Below are 17,842 nucleotides of genomic sequence, written 5' to 3'. Positions count from 1 at the left end.
CTTAGCCCTATCTCTTGCGCTGCAGCCTGGATTCGATTTCTTCGCGCGCCGACTCCGTCGCCAGAAGCGCGATGGTCACGCTGCCGTCTTCATTGTCTACCCGCTCAGTAACGTCGCCATTGCGGTAGAGCCAATCCACCTGGCCCAACTGGTCAGGGGCTAGCGTGACCGTTACCGGTTTCAGCTCGCCCGAAACCCGCTCTTCGATCAGCGCCGTCAGCGCATCGATGCCTTCGCCGGTGATCGCGGAGATTGCGATCGGTGGTGCGGGCTTGCCGCTCGCGCTTTCGGCTAGAAGCCGCTCGCGATTTCCCTCGTCCAGCCGGTCGATCTTGTTCCAGACTTCGACGATGCGCATGTCATCCGAGGCATCGACGCCGAGATCGCCAAGGATTCGTTCCACGTCCTCCGCCTGGGCAGCGGTATCCGGGTCGGAAATATCGCGAAGGTGGATGATGAGATCTGCCTCGACCACTTCTTCCAGCGTCGCGCGGAAGGCGGCGATGAGATGCGTCGGCAGGTCGGAGATGAAACCCACCGTATCCGACAAGATCACCGGAGTACCATGCGGCAGTCGCACCCGGCGCAGGGTCGGGTCGAGCGTCGCAAACAGCATATCTTCCGCCAGCACCCCTGCCCCGGTCAGCCGGTTGAACAGCGTCGACTTGCCGGCATTGGTGTAGCCGACGATGGCGACGACTGGAAACGGCACTTTCCTGCGCTTGGCCCTGTGCAGATCGCGGGTGCGCCGCACGGTCTCAAGCTCGCGCTTGAGGCGCATGATCTTTTCCTGAAGAGCGCGCCGGTCGGCCTCGATCTGCGTTTCGCCGGGGCCGCCGAGGAAACCGGCACCGCCGCGCTGGCGCTCCAGGTGGGTCCAGCTGCGGACCAGTCGGCCCTTCTGATAGTTCAGATGCGCAAGATCGACCTGCAGCGTGCCTTCCTTGGTGCGCGCACGCCGGCCAAAGATTTCCAGGATCAAGCCAGTGCGATCCAGGACCTTGGCGTTGGTCGCCTTTTCAAGGTTGCGCTGCTGAACCGGCGTCAGCGGATGATCCACGATCACCAGCTCCGCATGGGTTTCCTTGACGATCTCGGCCAGTTCATCGACCTTGCCGGTGCCGAGCAGCGTCGCCGGCCGCGGGTCACTCACCGTCACGATGGCAGTGTGGACCGCGTCGAGGTCGATGGCGCTCGCAAGCCCTACCGCCTCGTCCAAGCGGGCATCAGATGACCGCGTCAAGCGCGGGCGATTGGAATCATCTTCCCCGCGTGGCTGACGAGCCAGCACGGGGACGATGACGACCGCAGTCGTCGGCTTTTCCTGAGATGAGCGCTCCGAACCGTTGGTTCGTGAAGCGCGCGCCCCGTTCTTACCTGCGTTCTTGCCTTGAGCCAATCAGGCGCCCTGGCCGTTTTCCTCGCCATCAAACATCTGAACCGGCTGGCTCGGCATGATGGTGGAGATGGCGTGCTTATAGACGAGTTGCGAATGTCCGTCGCGACGCAACAAAACACAGAAATTGTCAAACGACGTAACTACACCAGTCAGCTTAACGCCGTTGATAAGGAAGATCGTCAGTGGGTTCTTGCTTTTACGAACCGAATTCAGGAAGAGGTCCTGAAGATTTTGCGTACGTTCCGCCATTTTTCTTATCTTTCGTCGACCCCCGTCGATTTGTCAGCTGCCGCGCTCTAATTATCGACCTTTGCCAGCCCAACAAATCTATCGCTTACCATAGTCCAGGCAAGCAGAACGAGTTGATTTGAATCAGTTCCACTTAAGCGGTTATCAGGCCAGCGTTTCTTCCGCAACGCCAAAAAGGCGTGGTGCGACAAAAGTCCGAACCTGCCACATCGCGATGCGGTACATATCGTTGAAACGGCGCAAGAATCCAAGGTCCGATATGTGCAGCCGACCACATTTCAGAAAAACTCGAGACTGACGCGGAACATCTGCTCCACATGCCGGACGGCATGGGCCAGCGCGAAGATGACGACCCGGTCCTTGGGTTTGATTCTCGATTGGCCATTCGGCTTGATCACTTGGCCATCGCGATAGATGGCACCGATCCTCATGCCATCCGGCAAATCCAGATCGCTCAGGTTCGAGCCTACCAAGGGCGACGTCTCCAGCGCCTCGGCTTCTATGATCTCTGCAGCGCCGCGCTGAACGCTGTGGACGGCGCGGATGCGGCCGCGGCGAACGTGCTGCAACACGCGGGAGATCGTGACCGAGCTCGGATTCACATAGGCGTCGATGTCGAGCGATTTGGTCAGGTCCTGATAGGCCGGATTGTTGATCAGAACCAGGTTTGCCTTGCAGCCCAGCCGCTTGGCCATGACGCTTGACAGGATGTTCGCCTGGTCGTTGTTGGTCAGGGCGACCATCAAGTCCGCGTCCTGGATATCCGCTTCCATCAGGAGCTTCTGATCCAGTGCGCTACCGTTCAGCACGACGGTGCGGCGCAACTGGTCGGCTATGGTCACAGCCCGTTCGCGCACAGACTCGATGATCTTGATCTTAGTGCGGCTCTGGCGCTGCTCGATCGTCTTGGCGACATAGAGGCCGATGTTGCCGCCACCGGCGAACACGATGCGCGTGGCTTCCTGCTCCTCATGGCCGAAAAGACCCAAGGTACGGTGAACCTGCTCCTTGGCCGTCACGACATGGGCAAGATCGCCGGGCTCGAGCTGGTCCGCAGAATGGGGGATGAAGAGCGTTCCGCCGCGGGTAATGCCCACCACCGTGGACGGCAGATCGGGAAAAAGCTCGGAAAGCTGCGCGAGCGGAGTGTGGACGATTGGGCAATCTTCCAGACATTCGATCGCCAGCATGACGATCTTGTTGTCGGCAAAGCGAACGACGTCGGATGCGCCCGGCAGCGCGATGCGACGCAGCACCATTTCGCCGACTTCCATCTCCGGCGAGATGATCACGTCGATGGGCATGTGCTCGCGCGAGAACAGATCCTGGTAGTGCGGCCTGAGATAGGACTGGGCACGGATGCGCGCGATCTTGGTCGGCACGTTGAACAGCGCGTGCGCAACCTCGCAGGCGACGATGTTGACCTCGTCGTGAAGCGTCACGGCGATGATCATGTCCGCATTCTGCGCGCCCGCGGCTTCCAGAACCTCCGGATGAGAGCCGTGACCGACAAAACCGCGAACGTCGAGCGAATCGCGAATGGCGTGAATGAGCTCGGGCGACGTGTCGATCACCGACACGTCGTTCTTTTCGGCAGCCAGGCGTTCGGCAATACCGAAACCAACCTGCCCCGCTCCGCAGATTATGACGCGCATTTAGATGGCCGACCGGCTATCTGGATGAAACAATCTCAAACTCCGAGCGACTTGAGTTTCCGGTGAAGTGCCGAGCGCTCCATACCGATGAACTCCGCCGTACGCGAGATATTTCCGCCGAAGCGGTTGATCTGGGCGATCAGATATTCCTTTTCGAACATTTCGCGCGCTTCCCTCAGTGGCAGCGCCATGATGTGCTGATCCGTCTGATTGGGAACACGCGGCATGACGTCTCCAATCTCCGCCGGCAGCAGGTCGGCGGTGATCGGCTTGTCGGCATCGACATCGCGCGTCAGGATCATCAGACGCTCGATATTGTTGCGAAGCTGGCGGACGTTGCCGGGCCAGTTGTGCGCCTGAAGGACGGCCATGGCGTCATCGCCGATGCGGCGCGGCTTGATGCCTGCCTGGCGCGCTGTCTGCTTGATAAAACCATCGACCAGATAGGGAATGTCCTCGCGCCGCTCGGCAAGCCCTGGCACGACTACCGGCACGACCGCGAGGCGATGATAGAGGTCTTCGCGGAAGCGCCCCTCGGCGATCATGGCTTCGAGGTTCTGCGCGGTCGAGGAAATGATGCGTACGTCGACCTTCACGCGCTTGGTGCCGCCCACGCGCTCGAACTGCTGGTCCACGAGCACACGCAGGATCTTGCTCTGCGTCTCGCGCGGCATATCGGCCACTTCGTCCAGGTAGAGGATGCCGCGGTGAGCTTCCTCGAGTGCGCCGACCTTACGCTCAGAGCCGTTGGACTCGGTTCCGAAAAGCTCGATCTCCATGCGTTCCGGCGTAATCGTCGCCGCATTTACCGAAACGAATGGCCCACTCTTGCGCGACGACGTCGCGTGAATGGCGCGTGCCACCTGTTCCTTGCCGGAGCCGGACGGTCCAACGATCATGATGCGGCTGTTGGTCGGCGCAACACGCTCGATGGTCTGGCGCAGATGGGTCATGGCCGATGACATGCCGATGAGCTCGAACGAATCGCCATTGCGCATCTTGAGGTCCGACACCTCGCGCCTGAGCTTCGACGTCTCCAGCGCCCTTTCGGCAATGAGAATCAGACGATCGGCCTTGAAAGGCTTCTCGATGAAGTCGTATGCGCCGCGCCGTATCGCCGAAACCGCCGTTTCGATGTTGCCGTGGCCCGAGATCATCACCACCGGAAGGTTGGGGTGTATCGTCTTGATCTCATCCAGGAGCGCCAGGCCATCGAGGCGCGAGCCTTGCATCCAGATGTCTAGAAAGACCAGCCTGGGTACACGATCGGCGATCGCCGCCAAGGCGCTGTCGGCGTTATGGGCCGTTCGCGTTTCGTGACCTTCATCGCTCAAAATCCCGGCGACGAGCTCTCGGATATCTTCTTCGTCATCGACGACAAGGATGTCAGATGCCATTACCGACCTTTTCAGTTCTATGTTTGTCTTCAATGCTTCCGTCTTGCGGAGCCGCCGTATCGTCGGCTGCCAGAGGAAGCAGGATGCTGATCATCGCGCCCCGACCGCCATGGAAGTCGGCCGGCGCGTCATGAAGTTCCAACCGGCCGCCATGGTCTTCGACGATCTTTTTGACGATCGCGAGGCCAAGACCGGTCCCTTTTTCACGCGTGGTCATGTATGGCTCGAGGAGACGCTGGCGATTTTCGCGCGGCAGCCCCTTGCCGTTGTCCATCACGTCCACCCGGATCATGGCTTCTTCACGGCACGCCTGAATCCGGATTGCTCCAACCTCCCCCTCGCTGCGCTCGGCGCCGTCGATTGCTTCGGAGGCATTCTTGATGATGTTGCCGAACGCCTGCGACAGAAGGCGGTTGTCGAAGGTCCCCTTGAGCGGTTCGGCACCGAAATCACGCTCGAACTTGATGTCCGAACGGCTGACTTCGATTAGGAACGAGGCTTCACGCAGCGGCTCCCGCAGGTCGATGTTCTTCATCTCCGGCTTCGGCATACGCGCGAAGTCGGAGAACTCGTTGACCATGCGGCCGATGTCCTCGACCTGACGAATGATCGTGTCCGTGCACTGATCGAAAACTTCGCGGTCTTCGGTTATCACCTTTCCGTAGCGCCGGCGGATGCGCTCGGCTGACAGCTGGATCGGCGTCAGCGGGTTCTTGATCTCGTGCGCGATGCGGCGGGCAACATCGGCCCAGGCGGACGAGCGCTGCGCCTGCATCAGATCAGTGATGTCGTCGACCGTGACGACATAGGATTTTTCCTGGCTCTCGTCGTCGCCTTCTTCGATCGTGACCTGCACGTTGAAGGTGCGCTCAGCGCCGGCGCGATAGAAGGTCACCTGCTCGCGGTAGACGCGGCGCTCGGAGCTACGGCAAATCTCGAAGACGCGGCCGACATGGGGCAGCACCACCGAAAGATTCTGCCCCACCGATGTGTCGGCGGAAATGGCAAGCATCGCCTCGGCCGAGCGATTGACGATGGTGATCGTGCCAAAATGGTCGATGCCGATGACGCCGGCCGTCACGCCTTCCAGAACCGCTTCCGAGAAGCGCCGGCGCTCGTCGACGAGATCCTTGGCCGTGAGGATCTCATCGCGCTGCGATTTCAGTTGCAGCAGCATTTTGTTGAAGGTGTCGGCTAGCGAGGCGACGTCGCCGTCGGACGGTCGAACCGGGACCGAGACGTTAAGATTGCCCGTGGCCACCTCGTCCGCCGCGCCGATCAGTTGGCGGATCGGACGGACGAGCCTGTCTGCGACCGCTATACCCGTCCAGATCGCCGAGAGGATCACGATCAGGGTCAGCGACAGGTAAGGGAGCCCAATGGCAACCTGCGACGTGCGCCGGTTGGCTTCCAGGCCTCGGTACTCGTCAGCATTTGCCCGCACGACCTCGCGCGCCTTGATCACCTCAGGGTCGACCAGCCTGATCGTGTAGAGATAGAGCCCCGGGATCTCACGCAGTTTGATGATTGCGCCAACGATGTTGCGAGTACGCGGCTCGATCAGCACCGGCTTGCCGTCCGCTGCCGTCTCGACAGAACCTGGTGGCGGTTCCGGCATGGCAAATTCGGCGGGCGTCTGTGCTGTCATCACGAAGGAGCCGTCGGCATTGATCAGGGCAGCGTGCGCCAGCGCGCGCCCCACTGCCTGTTGGCTCATGAAGTTTCGGAACCCGGTGCGGTCGAGATTGTAGAGGGTACGCGCATTGTCCAGATCGTAGGCCATGGACAAGGTCGTGCCCTGAAGGTTGCGAGCATTTTCCTGGACATAGGCGTCCGCGATGGACAACGAGTAGTTGACGATCGTCTTCGTGCGTATCTCGAACCAGCGATCGAGGCCGATGTTCAGCGTGATCGAGGCAATGACCGCGACTGCGATGGCGGGAATTGCGGCGACCAGCGCAAACATCGTGACGATGCGCACATGCAGCCGCGACGCCGCCTTGCCGATTCGGCGTGCAGTGAGGATGCGATGAACCTCGCGTACGACCAGCGCGAGCAGGAAGAGAATGAACGCGGCGTTCACGCAAATGATGATCAGGGTGGTCGTTTCATTCGGCGTGATCGGCGTGACGCCGAAAAGAATGGCGAAGGATACGGCGGCCGTAAGCAGTGCGCCCACCACGGCAATAATGCCGGGCAGTGCAAGAAGGCGTCTGCCATCTCCGCCGGACTGTGCCGGAAAAATGGATCGCCTGAATTTCAGCTTCTGATTCGCCATGCGCCCCTACAAGGACCGTTATGCGTCGCACCTATGCAACGCATTGTGGCGATTATGCAACTAGACTGACAGTTGCCGAAAATCTTTGGCGCGATTTTCTCGCATGACCCAGAGAGGTCAGCTTTGCTTGGAAGCGCGATAAACGTTTACACCAAGCTCGCGGATCTTCTTGCGCAATGTATTGCGGTTCAGCCCGAGCAGCTCGGCCGCCTTGATCTGGTTGCCGCGTGTTGCCGTCATCGACGCCAGAATCAGCGGGAACTCGACCTCGGCGAGAATGCGCTCATAGAGCCCCGGAGGCGGCAATTCACCGGCGAAGGACGCGAAATAGCGTTGAAGGAATATTTCCGCCGCTTGGCCAATAGAAAGGTTGTCCGGCACGAGCGCGCCATTTTCCGGAGCAGGCTCCTGGCTCGTCCGCAATTCGGATTCGATGATCTCGGTAGAAATCTCTTCCTGCGGGTAGAGTGCGGCAAGGCGCCTGACGAGATTCTCCAGTTCGCGCACATTGCCCGGCCACGGATAGCGCTTCATCAGTTCAAGGCCGCCGCTTGAGATTCGCTTGGCCTGCAGGCCCTCGCTTTCGGCCTGCTTGAAGAAGTGCCGGACGAGGTCAGGAACGTCCTCGGACCGCTCGCGCAGCGGCGGCAGGCGCAGCGGCACGACATTCAAGCGATAAAACAGGTCTTCGCGAAACAGCCCCTGGGCGATGCCGGCGCGCAAATCCTTGTTGGTGGCGGCGACGATGCGCACGTCGGTCTTGATCGGGGTTCGCCCGCCGACGGTGGTGTATTCGCCCTGCTGCAGCACGCGGAGGAGACGGGTCTGCGCCTCCATGGGCATGTCGCCGATCTCGTCGAGGAAAAGCGTACCGCCCTCGGCCTGCTCGAAGCGTCCGCTGGAACGGTTCTGCGCGCCCGTGAATGCGCCCTTCTCGTGGCCGAACAACTCCGATTCGATCAGATCGCGGGGAATGGCCGCCATGTTGATTGCGACGAACGGGCCGTTCCGCCGCCGGCCATATTCATGCAGCGCGCGCGCCACCAGTTCCTTGCCGGTGCCCGATTCGCCCGAAATCATCACCGTCAGGTCGGTCTGCATCATGCGCGCCAACATGCGGTAGATGTCCTGCATGGCGGCAGAGCGCCCGATCAGGGGCATGGCTTCCGGCTGATCGTCGTGGCGCGCATCGAGCTTGGGGCGCTTGGGCTCCGCCAGGGCGCGATTGACGATGTTCAGAAGCTCGGTGAGGTCGAACGGCTTGGGCAGGTATTCATAGGCGCCGGTTTCCGACGCCCGGATGGCCGTCATGAAGGTGTTCTGGGCACTCATCACGATGACCGGCAGTTCCGGGCGGGCCTTCTTGATGCGCGGCAGCATGTCGAAGGCGTTTTCGTCCGGCATGACGACGTCGGTGATCACCAGATCGCCCTCGCCCGCCGCCACCCAGCGCCAAAGCGTCGCGGCATTGGAGGTGACACGCACCTCGTGTCCCGAACGTGACAAAGCCTGGTTCAGCACGGTGCGGATTGCCGCGTCGTCGTCCGCCACCAGAATGTTGCCGCGGGGCGTCATGCCTTGTTTCCTTCGGTCTGCTCTTCATGGAGCAATGAGGTGTCTTTCCACGCAGGCATCAGCACGCGAAACATCGTGCCGCGCGGCGTGGATTCGCACTCGATGACCCCGCCATGTTCCCCGACGATCTTTGCGACGAGCGCCAGACCAAGCCCCGAACCATTCGGCTTTGTCGTGATGAACGGGTCGAAGATAATCGGCAGAATGTCTTCGGAGACGCCGGCACCATTGTCATGCACGCAGAATTCGAGCGGCAGCGACACGCGATCCTGCGATCCGGGCACCGAGACGCGCATGCCGGGGCGAAAGGCTGTAGAGAGCTTGATCTCGCCTTCGCTCCGCGTTCCTATGGCCTCGGCCGCGTTCTTCACCAGATTGAGGAACACCTGGACGAGTTGGTCGCGATTGGCAAATACCGGAGGCAGTGATGGATCATACTCCTCCACGATGTTGACTTTGCTGGCAAAACCGTTTCGCGCAATAGCCTTCACATGGTCGAGGACGACGTGGATATTGACCGGATAGCGGTCGATGGGGCGCTCGTCCGAAAAAACCTCCATGCGGTCGACTAGTGCCACGATGCGGTCGGTCTCATCGGTGATCAGGCGCGTCAGCGCGCGATCTTCGTCCGATACGGACGTCTCCAGAAGTTGCGCTGCGCCACGGATACCGGAGAGCGGGTTCTTGATCTCATGCGCCAGCATCGCGGCAAGGCCGGTTACGGAGCGAGCCGCGCCGCGATGGGTCATCTGGCGGTCGATCTTGTCGGCCATCGACCGTTCCTGGAACATGACCACGACCGAGCCGGGCAATTCAGGAACCGGCGCCACATAAATGTCGACGACCTTCTCGATGCCGAGACGCGGCGAGGAAATGTCGACCCGGTACTCGTTCACCGGCGCCAGCCGCTCGCGCACCTGTTCGACAAGGGACAGGATCGGGCTGCCGAAGGGCACGAAACGTTCCAGCGTGGAACGAGCCAGCATTGCCGCGCTGGAGCGGAAAAAGTCTTCGGCATCGGCGTTGGCGTAGCTGATGCGATCGTCGGAACCGATCATGATGACCGGCCGACGGATCGTGTTGAGGACGATCTGCGCTGCGTCGGCGACCTCGGCCCGATTGCTGACCGTCACGCGGCGCTCCTTTCCTGCATATCGGAGAAACGGAGAGCCTCTCGCAAGCCGCGAACCACTTCGGCCGGATCGAGCGAAGTCATGATCCTCGCGCGCAACTCCGGCGCGATGTCCCTGGCATGACGATCGAGATACCAGCCGAGATGCTTGCGCGCCTGCCGCAGGCCGCTTTCAATGCCGTAAAGCGCCAGCATGTCCTCGTAATGCGAAACGACATAGTCAGCCACTTCCGCGGCCGTACGCGGCATGTCTGGCGCGCACTCAGTTCCTGCTGCAATGACGCCTGCCGTCCAAGGTGCGCCATAGCTGGCACGCCCGACCATCACCGCATCCGCGCCAGATTGTTCAATTATTTCCGTAGCATCGGTGAGGTTCCTTACGTCGCCATTGGCAACCACCGGAATGGAGACCGCCTCCTTGACGCGCGCAATCGCGCGCCAATCTGCTTTGCCTTGATAGAACTGGCAGCGCGTGCGGCCGTGCACGGTCACCATCTTCACGCCGGCCGCCTCCGCACGACGTGCGAGTTCTGGCGCATTCAGAGCCGCGTCGTCCCAGCCAAGGCGCATCTTCACTGTCACGGGCACATCCACGGCCCCGATGACCGCATCGATCAGCGACACGGCGTGATCTAGGTCGCGCATCAGTGCGGAACCGGCATAGCCGCCCGTCACCTTCTTGGCGGGGCAGCCCATATTGATGTCGATGATGTCGGCGCCCTCGCCGGCCGCGATACGTGCGCCTTCCGCCATATGGCGGGATTCGCGCCCCGCAAGCTGGATCATGTGCACGGGCAAGCCGGAGTGACGAATACGGCGTCCCGATTCCGAGTGCCCCTTGGCCAACTCGCCGCTTGCGACCATTTCGGACACAACGAGCCCCGCGCCGTGGGCATAGGCGCGTTTGCGGAACGCGTCGTCCGTGATGCCGGACATCGGCGCCAGAAAGACACGGTTGCGAATTTTAACGCCACCAATTTCGAGCGGTTTTGCATGAGCCGTGAAATCTGGCATGCACAAATTCCAAGCAATTTTGTCTTTTGCTTATTCAGTAGCCAGTTTCGGCATATTGTGCAATGCGGAAACGGCGCGGCAGGGCGTGCACCAGGGAAAACTCTCGCCTTTGCGCAAGGTTGCGACTAAGCCTCTGCGCATGGAAAAGAGCAGATCTGAATCGTCGAGAAAACTGCCGACCGCCGTGGTGGTCGTGGCCGCAGGGCGTGGCGAGCGTGCAGGACAAGCTGATGGGCCCAAGCAGTATCGCCTAATTGGCGGACGTGCCGTTCTTGCGCGCACCGTGGAGAATTTTCTCCGCCATCCGGCAATCGGAACGGTCGTGGTCGTGATCCACCCGGACGACGGCGCTCTGCTAAAGCAGGCACTCGGCGCCCTCGTCGAGAAGGTGATCGTCGTTCACGGGGGAGCGACGCGACAGGACTCCACTCGGCTTGGCCTCCTGGCTCTAGAGTCCGAAAACCCGGGCGCGGTGCTCATCCATGACGGCGTGCGGCCTTTTGCCGATGCCGGACTCATCGACCGGGTAATCGCGTCGATCGACGAAAATCATGGCGCCCTGCCTGCATTACCGGTGTCCGACACCCTCAAGCGTGAGGCCGCTGGCGGCGCGGTGGCGGAGACTGTGGCGCGGGCTGGCCTTCATTCAGCCCAGACTCCGCAGGGATTCCCCTATGCACCAATTCTGGCCGCGCATCAGGCCGCGCACAGACAGGGGCGCAGCGACTTCACCGACGATGCGGCAATCGCCGAATGGGCCGACATGCCGGTGCGCATCGTGCTGGGCTCACCCGACAATGTGAAACTGACCTGGGCAAGGGACATCGCAATGGCCGATCAACGCCTGTCTGCAGCAAGTAGTGCTTTTCCCGACGTGCGCACCGGCAATGGCTACGATGTGCACTCTTTCGAGCCCGGCGACCACGTGACGCTGTGCGGCGTGGCAATTCCCCACACGAAAAAACTCTCCGGCCATTCAGATGCCGATGTCTGCCTGCATGCACTGACCGACGCACTGCTCGCAACCATCGGCGCCGGCGACATCGGCACCCATTTCCCGCCATCCGACCCGCAGTGGAAGGGCGCTGCCTCACGCATCTTCGTGGAGCATGCCGTGAAACTTGTGCGTTCGAAGGGCGGACGGATCGCCAATGCCGACATTACGCTCATCTGCGAGGCGCCGCGCGTCGGCCCGCACCGCGAGGCGATGACAGCTGCCCTTTCCGACATGCTTGGCATCGACAGGGGTCGGGTGTCGATCAAGGCAACCACAAACGAGCGGCTGGGTTTTGTAGGGCGTGAGGAAGGCATTGCGGCGATCGCCACGGCGAGCGTCGTCTACCCGGGAGAACTGCCCGAATGAGCGAACTGCGCGAACTGGCGATTGAATTCCTGAGGGCTTGCGAGCGGCACGGCATCATGGCCGCGACGGCGGAATCCTGCACGGGCGGCATGATCATAGCCGCCTTGACCGATATCCCAGGCTCCTCGACGGTGGTGGACCGCGGTTTCATCACCTATTCCAATGAAGCCAAGATGGAGATGCTGGGTGTCTCCGAGACGACGCTGGCCGCTCATGGCGCCGTCTCCCGCGAGACTGCATTGGAAATGGCCGCTGGCGCCATCCAGAACTCCCGCGCCAGCATCGCGCTTGCGGTCACCGGCATAGCCGGCCCCGATGGCGGCTCAGAAACAAAGCCAGTTGGGCTCGTCTGGTTCGGGCTGGCGCTGCGCGGTCAGCCAGCCGTGGCCGAAAGCCGGATTTTCCCGAATGAAGGGCGAGACTTCGTCCGGCGCGAAACTGTTCGGACTGCCCTTAATCTCGGCCTAAAAGCTCTCGACTGATCAGGCGACTTTCGCCGGACCGTAGATTTCGGTCGCGCGACGCTCGAAGGCTTCCACGAACATGCGAAAGGCGCGGTCGAACATCGCGCCCATCAGCGCCCCGAGAACGCGGCTCTTGAATTCGTAGTCGATGAAGAAATGGATGTCGGTTGCGCCGCCATCCGTCGGATCGAATCGCCAGATATTGGTCAGATATTTGAACGGGCCGTCGAGATATTTCACCTCGATAGCGCTCTCGTCCGGCTTCAGGTAGACCTGCGTGGTGAAGGTCTCGCGGATCGCCTTGTAGCCAACGGTCATCGCGGCGACGAGCACCGTGCGTCCGTCGCGCTCCTTGCGCGAGCGCACCGTCAGCCCTTCGCAAAGCGGCAGGAACTGCGGATATTGCTCCACATCCGCTACCAGGGCAAACATCTGGTCCGGCGCATGGGAGACGCGGCGTATAGTCTCGAATTTCGGCATCAGGCAGAAGCTTTGGCCGACTTCCGCAGATGTTCCTCGCGCGCAGCCCGCAGCCGGGCGAAATCCTCGCCGGCGTGATGGGACGAGCGCGTCAGCGGGCTCGATGCGACGAGCAGGAAGCCCTTGGTCATACCGACCGTCTCGTAAGACTTGAACTCCTCCGGCGTGACGAACTTCTTGACCGCATGGTGCTTCTTGGTCGGCTGCAGGTACTGGCCGATGGTCATGAAATCGACGTCGGCGCTGCGCAGGTCGTCCATGAGCTGGAGGACTTCGTTCCGCTCTTCGCCCAGGCCGACCATAATGCCGGACTTGGTGAAGATCGACGGATCGAGTTCCTTCACCCGCTGCAACAGGCGGATGGAGTGGAAGTAGCGCGCGCCCGGACGAACTGTCAGATAGTTCGACGGCACGGTTTCGAGATTGTGATTGAAAACGTCAGGCTTGGCCGCGACCACGATCTCCAATGCGCCGTCCTTGCGCAGGAAGTCCGGCGTCAGGATTTCGATCGTCGTATTGGGGTTCAGCGCGCGGATCGCGCGGATCGTGTCGGCAAAGTGCTGCGCGCCACCGTCGGCCAAGTCGTCGCGGTCGACCGACGTGATGACGACATGGGTAAGCCCCATCTTGGCGACGGCCTTCGCCACGCTTTCCGGCTCGTTCGCGTCGAGCGGCAGCGGACGGCCGGTCGCCACATTGCAGAAGGCGCAGGCGCGGGTGCAGATCTCGCCCATGATCATGAAGGTGGCGTGCTTCTTTTCCCAGCATTCGCCGATGTTGGGGCAGCCCGCCTCTTCGCACACCGTCACCAGCTTGTGAGACCTGACGATCTCGCGGGTCTCGGCATAGCCCTTGGAGACCGGCGCCTTGACGCGGATCCAGTCCGGCTTGCGCAGCACTTCCTGATCCGGCCGGTGGGCCTTTTCGGGGTGGCGCACACGAGGAGCGTTGGAGAGATCGAGCACAGTGACCATGTCAGTTCCTAGCGCGGCCGCGGCGATTGTGTGCGGCCGAATATCCAGAGAATGATGATCGCGCCAAAGATGGCGACGAGCAGGTTTCCGAAGAAACCGTAATAGTGAACCTTGAGGAGGCCCGCCAAGGTGCCTCCCACGAATGAGCCGGCAATGCCGACGAGGATGTTGGTGAAGAAGCCATGGTCGCGGTTCATGGTCTTCTCGGCGACATAGCCGGCAAGAAAGCCGATGACGAGCATGCCGAAGAAGCCGACGCCCGGCATGCTCATGAAACCCGCGCTCTGGTCCATCACAGTCTCCTCGCGACCGCTGCCAAAGACCCATATAAGTCAGAAGCCGCCGAAACAACAGCCCGGCAAAGGCTCCCCTGTTATGCGTTCAGCGCGCGGCCATAGGCGTCCAGCACGCTCTCCTTCATCGTCTCCGATAGGGTCGGGTGCGGGAAGATGGTGTGCATCAGCTCTTCCTCGGTGGTTTCGAGGTTCATCGCCACCACAAAGCCCTGGATCAACTCGGTGACTTCGGCACCCACCATATGTGCGCCAAGCAACTGCCCGGTCTTTTTGTCGAAAATGGTCTTGACCATGCCCTGGTCTTCGCCGAGCGCGATTGCCTTGCCGTTGGCGACGAAGGGGAAGCGGCCCACGCGAATGTCGTAGCCGGATTCCTTGGCTTTGGCTTCGGTGAGGCCGACCGAAGCGACCTGCGGGCTGCAGTAGGTGCAGCCCGGAATCTTCAGCTTGTCCATCGGATGCACGTTCGGCAGCCCGGCGATCTTTTCGACGCAGACGACAGCCTCATGCTCTGCCTTGTGGGCCAGCATGGGCGGCCCGGCGACGTCGCCGATCGCGTAGATGCCGGGGACGTTGGTCTTGCCATAGCCGTCGATGACGATGCAGCCGCGATCAGTTTTCACGCCCAGCGCCTCGAGGCCGATGTTCTCGATATTGCCCTGGACGCCAACGGCCGAAATCAACCGGTCGGCGGTGATCTTTTCCACCTTGCCGTCCTTCAACTCGACATGGGCCGTGATCGAATTTGCCGCCTTCTCGACCTTGGTCACCTTGGCATCGAGGATGATCTTCATCCCCTGCTTCTCGAACTGCTTCTTGGCGAAGGCCGAGATTTCGGCGTCTTCCACCGGCATCACCTGCGGCAGCAACTCGACGACCGTAACGTCGACGCCCATGGTGCGGTAGAAGGAGGCGAACTCGATGCCGATGGCACCCGAGCCCATGACGAGCAGCGACTTCGGCATTTCCGGCGGTACCATCGCCTCGAAATAGGTCCAGATCAGCTTGCCGTCCGGCTCGATGCCAGGCAGCGCCCGCGGCCGCGCACCGGTCGCGACGATGATGTGCTTGGCGGTGTAAGTGCCCTCGCCCTTGGTATTCTTGGGCAATGGCGCCTGCGGCTGCATCGGCTTCTTGGTGGTTTTGGAGACGACGATCTCGCCCGGCTTGGTAAGCTTGGCTTCTCCCCAGATGACGTCGACCTTGTTCTTTTTCATCAGGAAGCCGACGCCGGCGTTCATGCGCTCGGCGATACCGCGCGAACGGGTGACGACCGCCTTCAGGTCGGCTTCGATCTTACCGTCGATCTTGAAGCCGTAATTCTTCGCATTTTCGGCGTAGTGGAATATTTCGGCCGAGCGGAGCAGCGCCTTGGTCGGAATGCAGCCCCAGTTCGAGCAGATGCCGGCGAGGTGCTCGCGCTCGACGATAGCGGTCTTGAGGCCGAGCTGCGCGGCGCGGATCGCCGCGATATAGCCGCCGGGGCCCGAGCCGATGATGATCACGTCGTAATTTTCGGCCACAGTCTTCTCCTGAGATCAGAGAGCGAGCATTACCCGCACCAGGGGCGCGAGCGCTTCGCCAATTTTGCGCGTGTTTTCCGCGTCGAGATGGACACCGTCGAGCGGCGTGGTACTTGCAACGGAGCCGGCATCGAAAAAGCCGCAGCCGAGCTCGTCGGCCAGTCCGTCATATAGTTCCGCCAGCTTCTGCGAGCCCTTGTCGCCGCCGGCGAACATTTCCGCAAAGTCGACGTTTTGGGTACGTGTGACATGCGGCGGCGAGACCAGCAGGATTTCCGGCGCGGCGGCATCGAGCGGATAGGGATGGCCGCGCACGATCTTCACCAGCCGTGCCATGCCCTGCTTGGCGGCGAACGGGTTGCCATGGATCCACGGCTTCATGTCGTTTGAGCCGAGCAGGATGATGATCAGATCGAGCGGCGAATGCGTGCCGAGCAAGGTCGGCAGCACGCGCGCGCCATTGCGATCCTCCGAGGCAAGGTTGTCGTCGAAGGCCGTCGTGCGGCCGTTCAACCCTTCGGCGATGACCCGTACTCCGCTACCCAACTCCGCCTGCAGCACGCTCGGCCAACGGTCCTCCGGCGCATGGCGCGAAGGACCTTCGGCATTGTAGCCCCAGGTAAGCGAGTCTCCGTAGCAGAGGACGGTTTTCACCAAAGCCGGCTCCTATACGAGCATGCCCATCGGGTTTTCGATGTGCCGCTTGAAGGCGCCGAGCAGCTCGGCGCCGAGCGCACCGTCCACGGCACGATGATCGGTCGAAAGCGTGACCGACATCATGTTGGCGATCTTGATCTCGCCGTTCTTCACCACGGCCCGCTCCTCGCCCGCACCCACGGCCAGGATGGTCGCATGCGGCGGGTTGATGACGGCGGCAAAGTCCTTGATGCCGAACATGCCCAGATTGGACACAGCCGTGGTGCCGCCCTGATATTCCTCGGGCTTCAGCTTGCGATCGCGGGCACGCTTGGCGAGGTCCTTCATCTCGTTGGAGATGGTGGACAGGCTCTTTTCTTCGGCCCGGCGCACGATCGGCGTGATGAGGCCGCCCGGGATCGAAACGGCAACGCCGACGTCCGAATGCTTGTGCTGAACCATGGCGCTATCCGTCCACGACACGTTCGCGGTCGGCACGTCGCGCAGTGCCAACGCCATCGCCTTGATGATCAGGTCGTTGACCGACAGCTTGTAGGCCGGCACATCGCCCTTTTCCGTCTTGCGCATCGGCGCGGCCCCGTTGAGCTGGGCGCGCAGCGCCAGCAAGGCGTCGAGTTCGCAATCGAGCGTCAGATAGAAATGCGGGATGGTGGTCTTGGCCTCGACCAGACGCCGCGCGATGACCTTCCGCATATTGTCGTGTGGGACCAGCTCGTAGCTGCCCGGTTCGAACAGCTTCAGAACCTGCTCGTCCGACATCGTCTTCGCGGCCGGAACTGGGGCCGGAGCGCCAGAGATCGGTGCGGCCGTCGGGGCAGCCTTGGCGCCGCCGGCGGAAATCGCCGTCTCGACGTCGACCTTCACCACGCGGCCATGCGGCCCCGTGCCCTTCACTGCCGAGATATCGACGCCGGCATCCTTGGCGATGCGGCGGGCCAGCGGCGACGCAAAGACGCGTCCTTCCTCGGCGACCGCCTTGCCATTCGCCATAGCTACCGGTGCAGGCTGCGCAGCCGGCGCGGGTTGAGCAGCGGGCGCAAGCTGCGGCTTGGCTTCTTCAGCCTTTACCGGAGCAGGTGCAGCGGTCTGCTGGGCCGCGGGCTTGGCGCCGGCATCCGCCTTGGCGGCAGCGCCAGCATCTTCGCCCTCGCCCGCCAGAATGGCGATCACGGCGTTGACCTTGACGCCTTCGGTGCCGGCCGGGACGACCAGCTTGGCAACGGTGCCTTCGTCGACGGCTTCGACTTCCATCGTCGCCTTGTCGGTCTCGATCTCAGCGATCACGTCGCCCGGCGAAACCTTATCGCCTTCCTTGACGAGCCACTTGGCGAGATTGCCCTCTTCCATCGTCGGCGAGAGCGCCGGCATTGTGATGTTGATCGGCAT

The 17,842-nt window shown here is 61.7% G+C and carries 16 protein-coding genes; 2 read left to right on the top strand and 14 right to left on the bottom strand.

Translation table 11 applies throughout. From position 1 onward, the window contains the following. Positions 1–7 precede the first annotated feature (7 nt). From hflX to dusB, 8 genes are all read right to left on the bottom strand, one after another. A complete protein-coding gene (hflX, locus tag C7I85_RS16475) occupies positions 8–1,399 on the bottom strand; it encodes a GTPase HflX (protein WP_106725072.1) in 1,392 nt (463 codons plus the stop codon). Beyond that, positions 1,400–1,648: an RNA chaperone Hfq gene (hfq, locus tag C7I85_RS16470; RefSeq protein ID WP_008838101.1), complete on the bottom strand. Its 249-nt coding sequence runs from the start codon at positions 1,646–1,648 to the stop codon at positions 1,400–1,402. A gap of 278 nt (positions 1,649–1,926) precedes the next feature. Continuing rightward, positions 1,927–3,303 carry a Trk system potassium transporter TrkA gene (trkA, locus tag C7I85_RS16465; RefSeq protein ID WP_106725071.1) on the bottom strand — a complete coding sequence of 459 codons (1,377 nt, stop codon included), beginning with the start codon at positions 3,301–3,303 and terminating at the stop codon, positions 1,927–1,929. Positions 3,304–3,338: 35 nt separating this feature from the next. Further along, positions 3,339–4,700, bottom strand: coding sequence for a sigma-54-dependent transcriptional regulator (locus C7I85_RS16460; RefSeq protein WP_106725070.1), 1,362 nt, complete (start codon positions 4,698–4,700; stop codon positions 3,339–3,341). Beyond that, positions 4,690–6,978 carry a sensor histidine kinase NtrY-like gene (locus tag C7I85_RS16455; RefSeq protein WP_106725069.1) on the bottom strand — a complete coding sequence of 763 codons (2,289 nt, stop codon included), beginning with the start codon at positions 6,976–6,978 and terminating at the stop codon, positions 4,690–4,692. Before C7I85_RS16455 ends, C7I85_RS16460 begins: the two co-directional genes overlap by 11 nt. A 117-nt stretch (positions 6,979–7,095) precedes the next feature. After that, on the bottom strand, positions 7,096–8,553 hold the full coding sequence (gene ntrC / locus C7I85_RS16450; RefSeq protein WP_106725068.1) for a nitrogen regulation protein NR(I): 1,458 nt from the start codon (positions 8,551–8,553) through the stop codon (positions 7,096–7,098). After that, positions 8,550–9,686 carry a two-component system sensor histidine kinase NtrB gene (locus C7I85_RS16445; RefSeq protein WP_245444967.1) on the bottom strand — a complete coding sequence of 379 codons (1,137 nt, stop codon included), beginning with the start codon at positions 9,684–9,686 and terminating at the stop codon, positions 8,550–8,552. Before C7I85_RS16445 ends, ntrC begins: the two co-directional genes overlap by 4 nt. Further along, positions 9,683–10,699, bottom strand: coding sequence for a tRNA dihydrouridine synthase DusB (dusB, locus tag C7I85_RS16440; protein ID WP_106725067.1), 1,017 nt, complete (start codon positions 10,697–10,699; stop codon positions 9,683–9,685). Before dusB ends, C7I85_RS16445 begins: the two co-directional genes overlap by 4 nt. A gap of 139 nt (positions 10,700–10,838) precedes the next feature. Here dusB and C7I85_RS16435 point away from each other — a divergent pair, with 139 nt between their 5' ends. Next, a complete protein-coding gene (locus tag C7I85_RS16435) occupies positions 10,839–12,062 on the top strand; it encodes a bifunctional 2-C-methyl-D-erythritol 4-phosphate cytidylyltransferase/2-C-methyl-D-erythritol 2,4-cyclodiphosphate synthase (RefSeq protein ID WP_106725111.1) in 1,224 nt (407 codons plus the stop codon). Further along, the gene (locus C7I85_RS16430) at positions 12,059–12,544 is read left to right on the top strand and encodes a CinA family protein (protein ID WP_106725066.1); all 486 of its coding nucleotides are present in this window, start codon (positions 12,059–12,061) and stop codon (positions 12,542–12,544) included. Before C7I85_RS16435 ends, C7I85_RS16430 begins: the two co-directional genes overlap by 4 nt. Here C7I85_RS16430 and C7I85_RS16425 read toward each other — a convergent pair whose 3' ends face one another. From C7I85_RS16425 to C7I85_RS16400, 6 genes are all read right to left on the bottom strand, one after another. Further along, positions 12,545–13,006 (bottom strand): type II toxin-antitoxin system RatA family toxin, encoded by a 462-nt coding sequence (locus tag C7I85_RS16425; protein ID WP_106725065.1) that lies wholly within the window; start codon positions 13,004–13,006, stop codon positions 12,545–12,547. Next, positions 13,006–13,980, bottom strand: coding sequence for a lipoyl synthase (lipA, locus tag C7I85_RS16420; RefSeq protein ID WP_106725064.1), 975 nt, complete (start codon positions 13,978–13,980; stop codon positions 13,006–13,008). Before lipA ends, C7I85_RS16425 begins: the two co-directional genes overlap by 1 nt. A gap of 8 nt (positions 13,981–13,988) precedes the next feature. Further along, on the bottom strand, positions 13,989–14,273 hold the full coding sequence (locus tag C7I85_RS16415) for a GlsB/YeaQ/YmgE family stress response membrane protein (RefSeq protein WP_106725063.1): 285 nt from the start codon (positions 14,271–14,273) through the stop codon (positions 13,989–13,991). An 80-nt stretch (positions 14,274–14,353) separates the two neighbouring features. Further along, positions 14,354–15,799, bottom strand: coding sequence for a dihydrolipoyl dehydrogenase (gene lpdA / locus C7I85_RS16410; protein WP_106725062.1), 1,446 nt, complete (start codon positions 15,797–15,799; stop codon positions 14,354–14,356). A 15-nt stretch (positions 15,800–15,814) separates the two neighbouring features. Continuing rightward, positions 15,815–16,453, bottom strand: a complete 639-nt coding sequence (locus tag C7I85_RS16405; RefSeq protein ID WP_106725110.1) for an SGNH/GDSL hydrolase family protein — start codon at positions 16,451–16,453, stop codon at positions 15,815–15,817. A gap of 12 nt (positions 16,454–16,465) precedes the next feature. Continuing rightward, positions 16,466–17,842 carry a pyruvate dehydrogenase complex dihydrolipoamide acetyltransferase gene (locus C7I85_RS16400; protein WP_106725061.1) on the bottom strand — a complete coding sequence of 459 codons (1,377 nt, stop codon included), beginning with the start codon at positions 17,840–17,842 and terminating at the stop codon, positions 16,466–16,468.

It is taken from the genome of Pseudaminobacter soli (ex Li et al. 2025), assembly GCF_003012705.1.
GTDB lineage: Bacteria > Pseudomonadota > Alphaproteobacteria > Rhizobiales > Rhizobiaceae > Pseudaminobacter > Pseudaminobacter soli.
This window is presented reverse-complemented; position numbering and strand designations above follow the sequence as displayed.

Bases quoted from the DNA above. Each gene is read 5' to 3' on its own strand.
- C7I85_RS16460 (WP_106725070.1), bottom strand. From the start codon at position 4,700: ATGGCATCTGACATCCTTGTCGTCGATGACGAAGAAGATATCCGAGAG.
- trkA (WP_106725071.1), bottom strand. From the start codon at position 3,303: ATGCGCGTCATAATCTGCGGAGCGGGGCAGGTTGGTTTCGGTATTGCC.
- C7I85_RS16415 (WP_106725063.1), bottom strand. From the start codon at position 14,273: ATGGACCAGAGCGCGGGTTTCATGAGCATGCCGGGCGTCGGCTTCTTC.
- ntrC (WP_106725068.1), bottom strand. From the start codon at position 8,553: ATGACGCCCCGCGGCAACATTCTGGTGGCGGACGACGACGCGGCAATC.
- dusB (WP_106725067.1), bottom strand. From the start codon at position 10,699: ATGCCAGATTTCACGGCTCATGCAAAACCGCTCGAAATTGGTGGCGTT.
- C7I85_RS16425 (WP_106725065.1), bottom strand. From the start codon at position 13,006: ATGCCGAAATTCGAGACTATACGCCGCGTCTCCCATGCGCCGGACCAG.
- C7I85_RS16435 (WP_106725111.1), top strand. From the start codon at position 10,839: ATGGAAAAGAGCAGATCTGAATCGTCGAGAAAACTGCCGACCGCCGTG.
- lipA (WP_106725064.1), bottom strand. From the start codon at position 13,980: ATGGTCACTGTGCTCGATCTCTCCAACGCTCCTCGTGTGCGCCACCCC.
- C7I85_RS16455 (WP_106725069.1), bottom strand. From the start codon at position 6,978: ATGGCGAATCAGAAGCTGAAATTCAGGCGATCCATTTTTCCGGCACAG.
- C7I85_RS16400 (WP_106725061.1), bottom strand. From the start codon at position 17,842: ATGCCGATCAACATCACAATGCCGGCGCTCTCGCCGACGATGGAAGAG.
- C7I85_RS16430 (WP_106725066.1), top strand. From the start codon at position 12,059: ATGAGCGAACTGCGCGAACTGGCGATTGAATTCCTGAGGGCTTGCGAG.
- hfq (WP_008838101.1), bottom strand. From the start codon at position 1,648: ATGGCGGAACGTACGCAAAATCTTCAGGACCTCTTCCTGAATTCGGTT.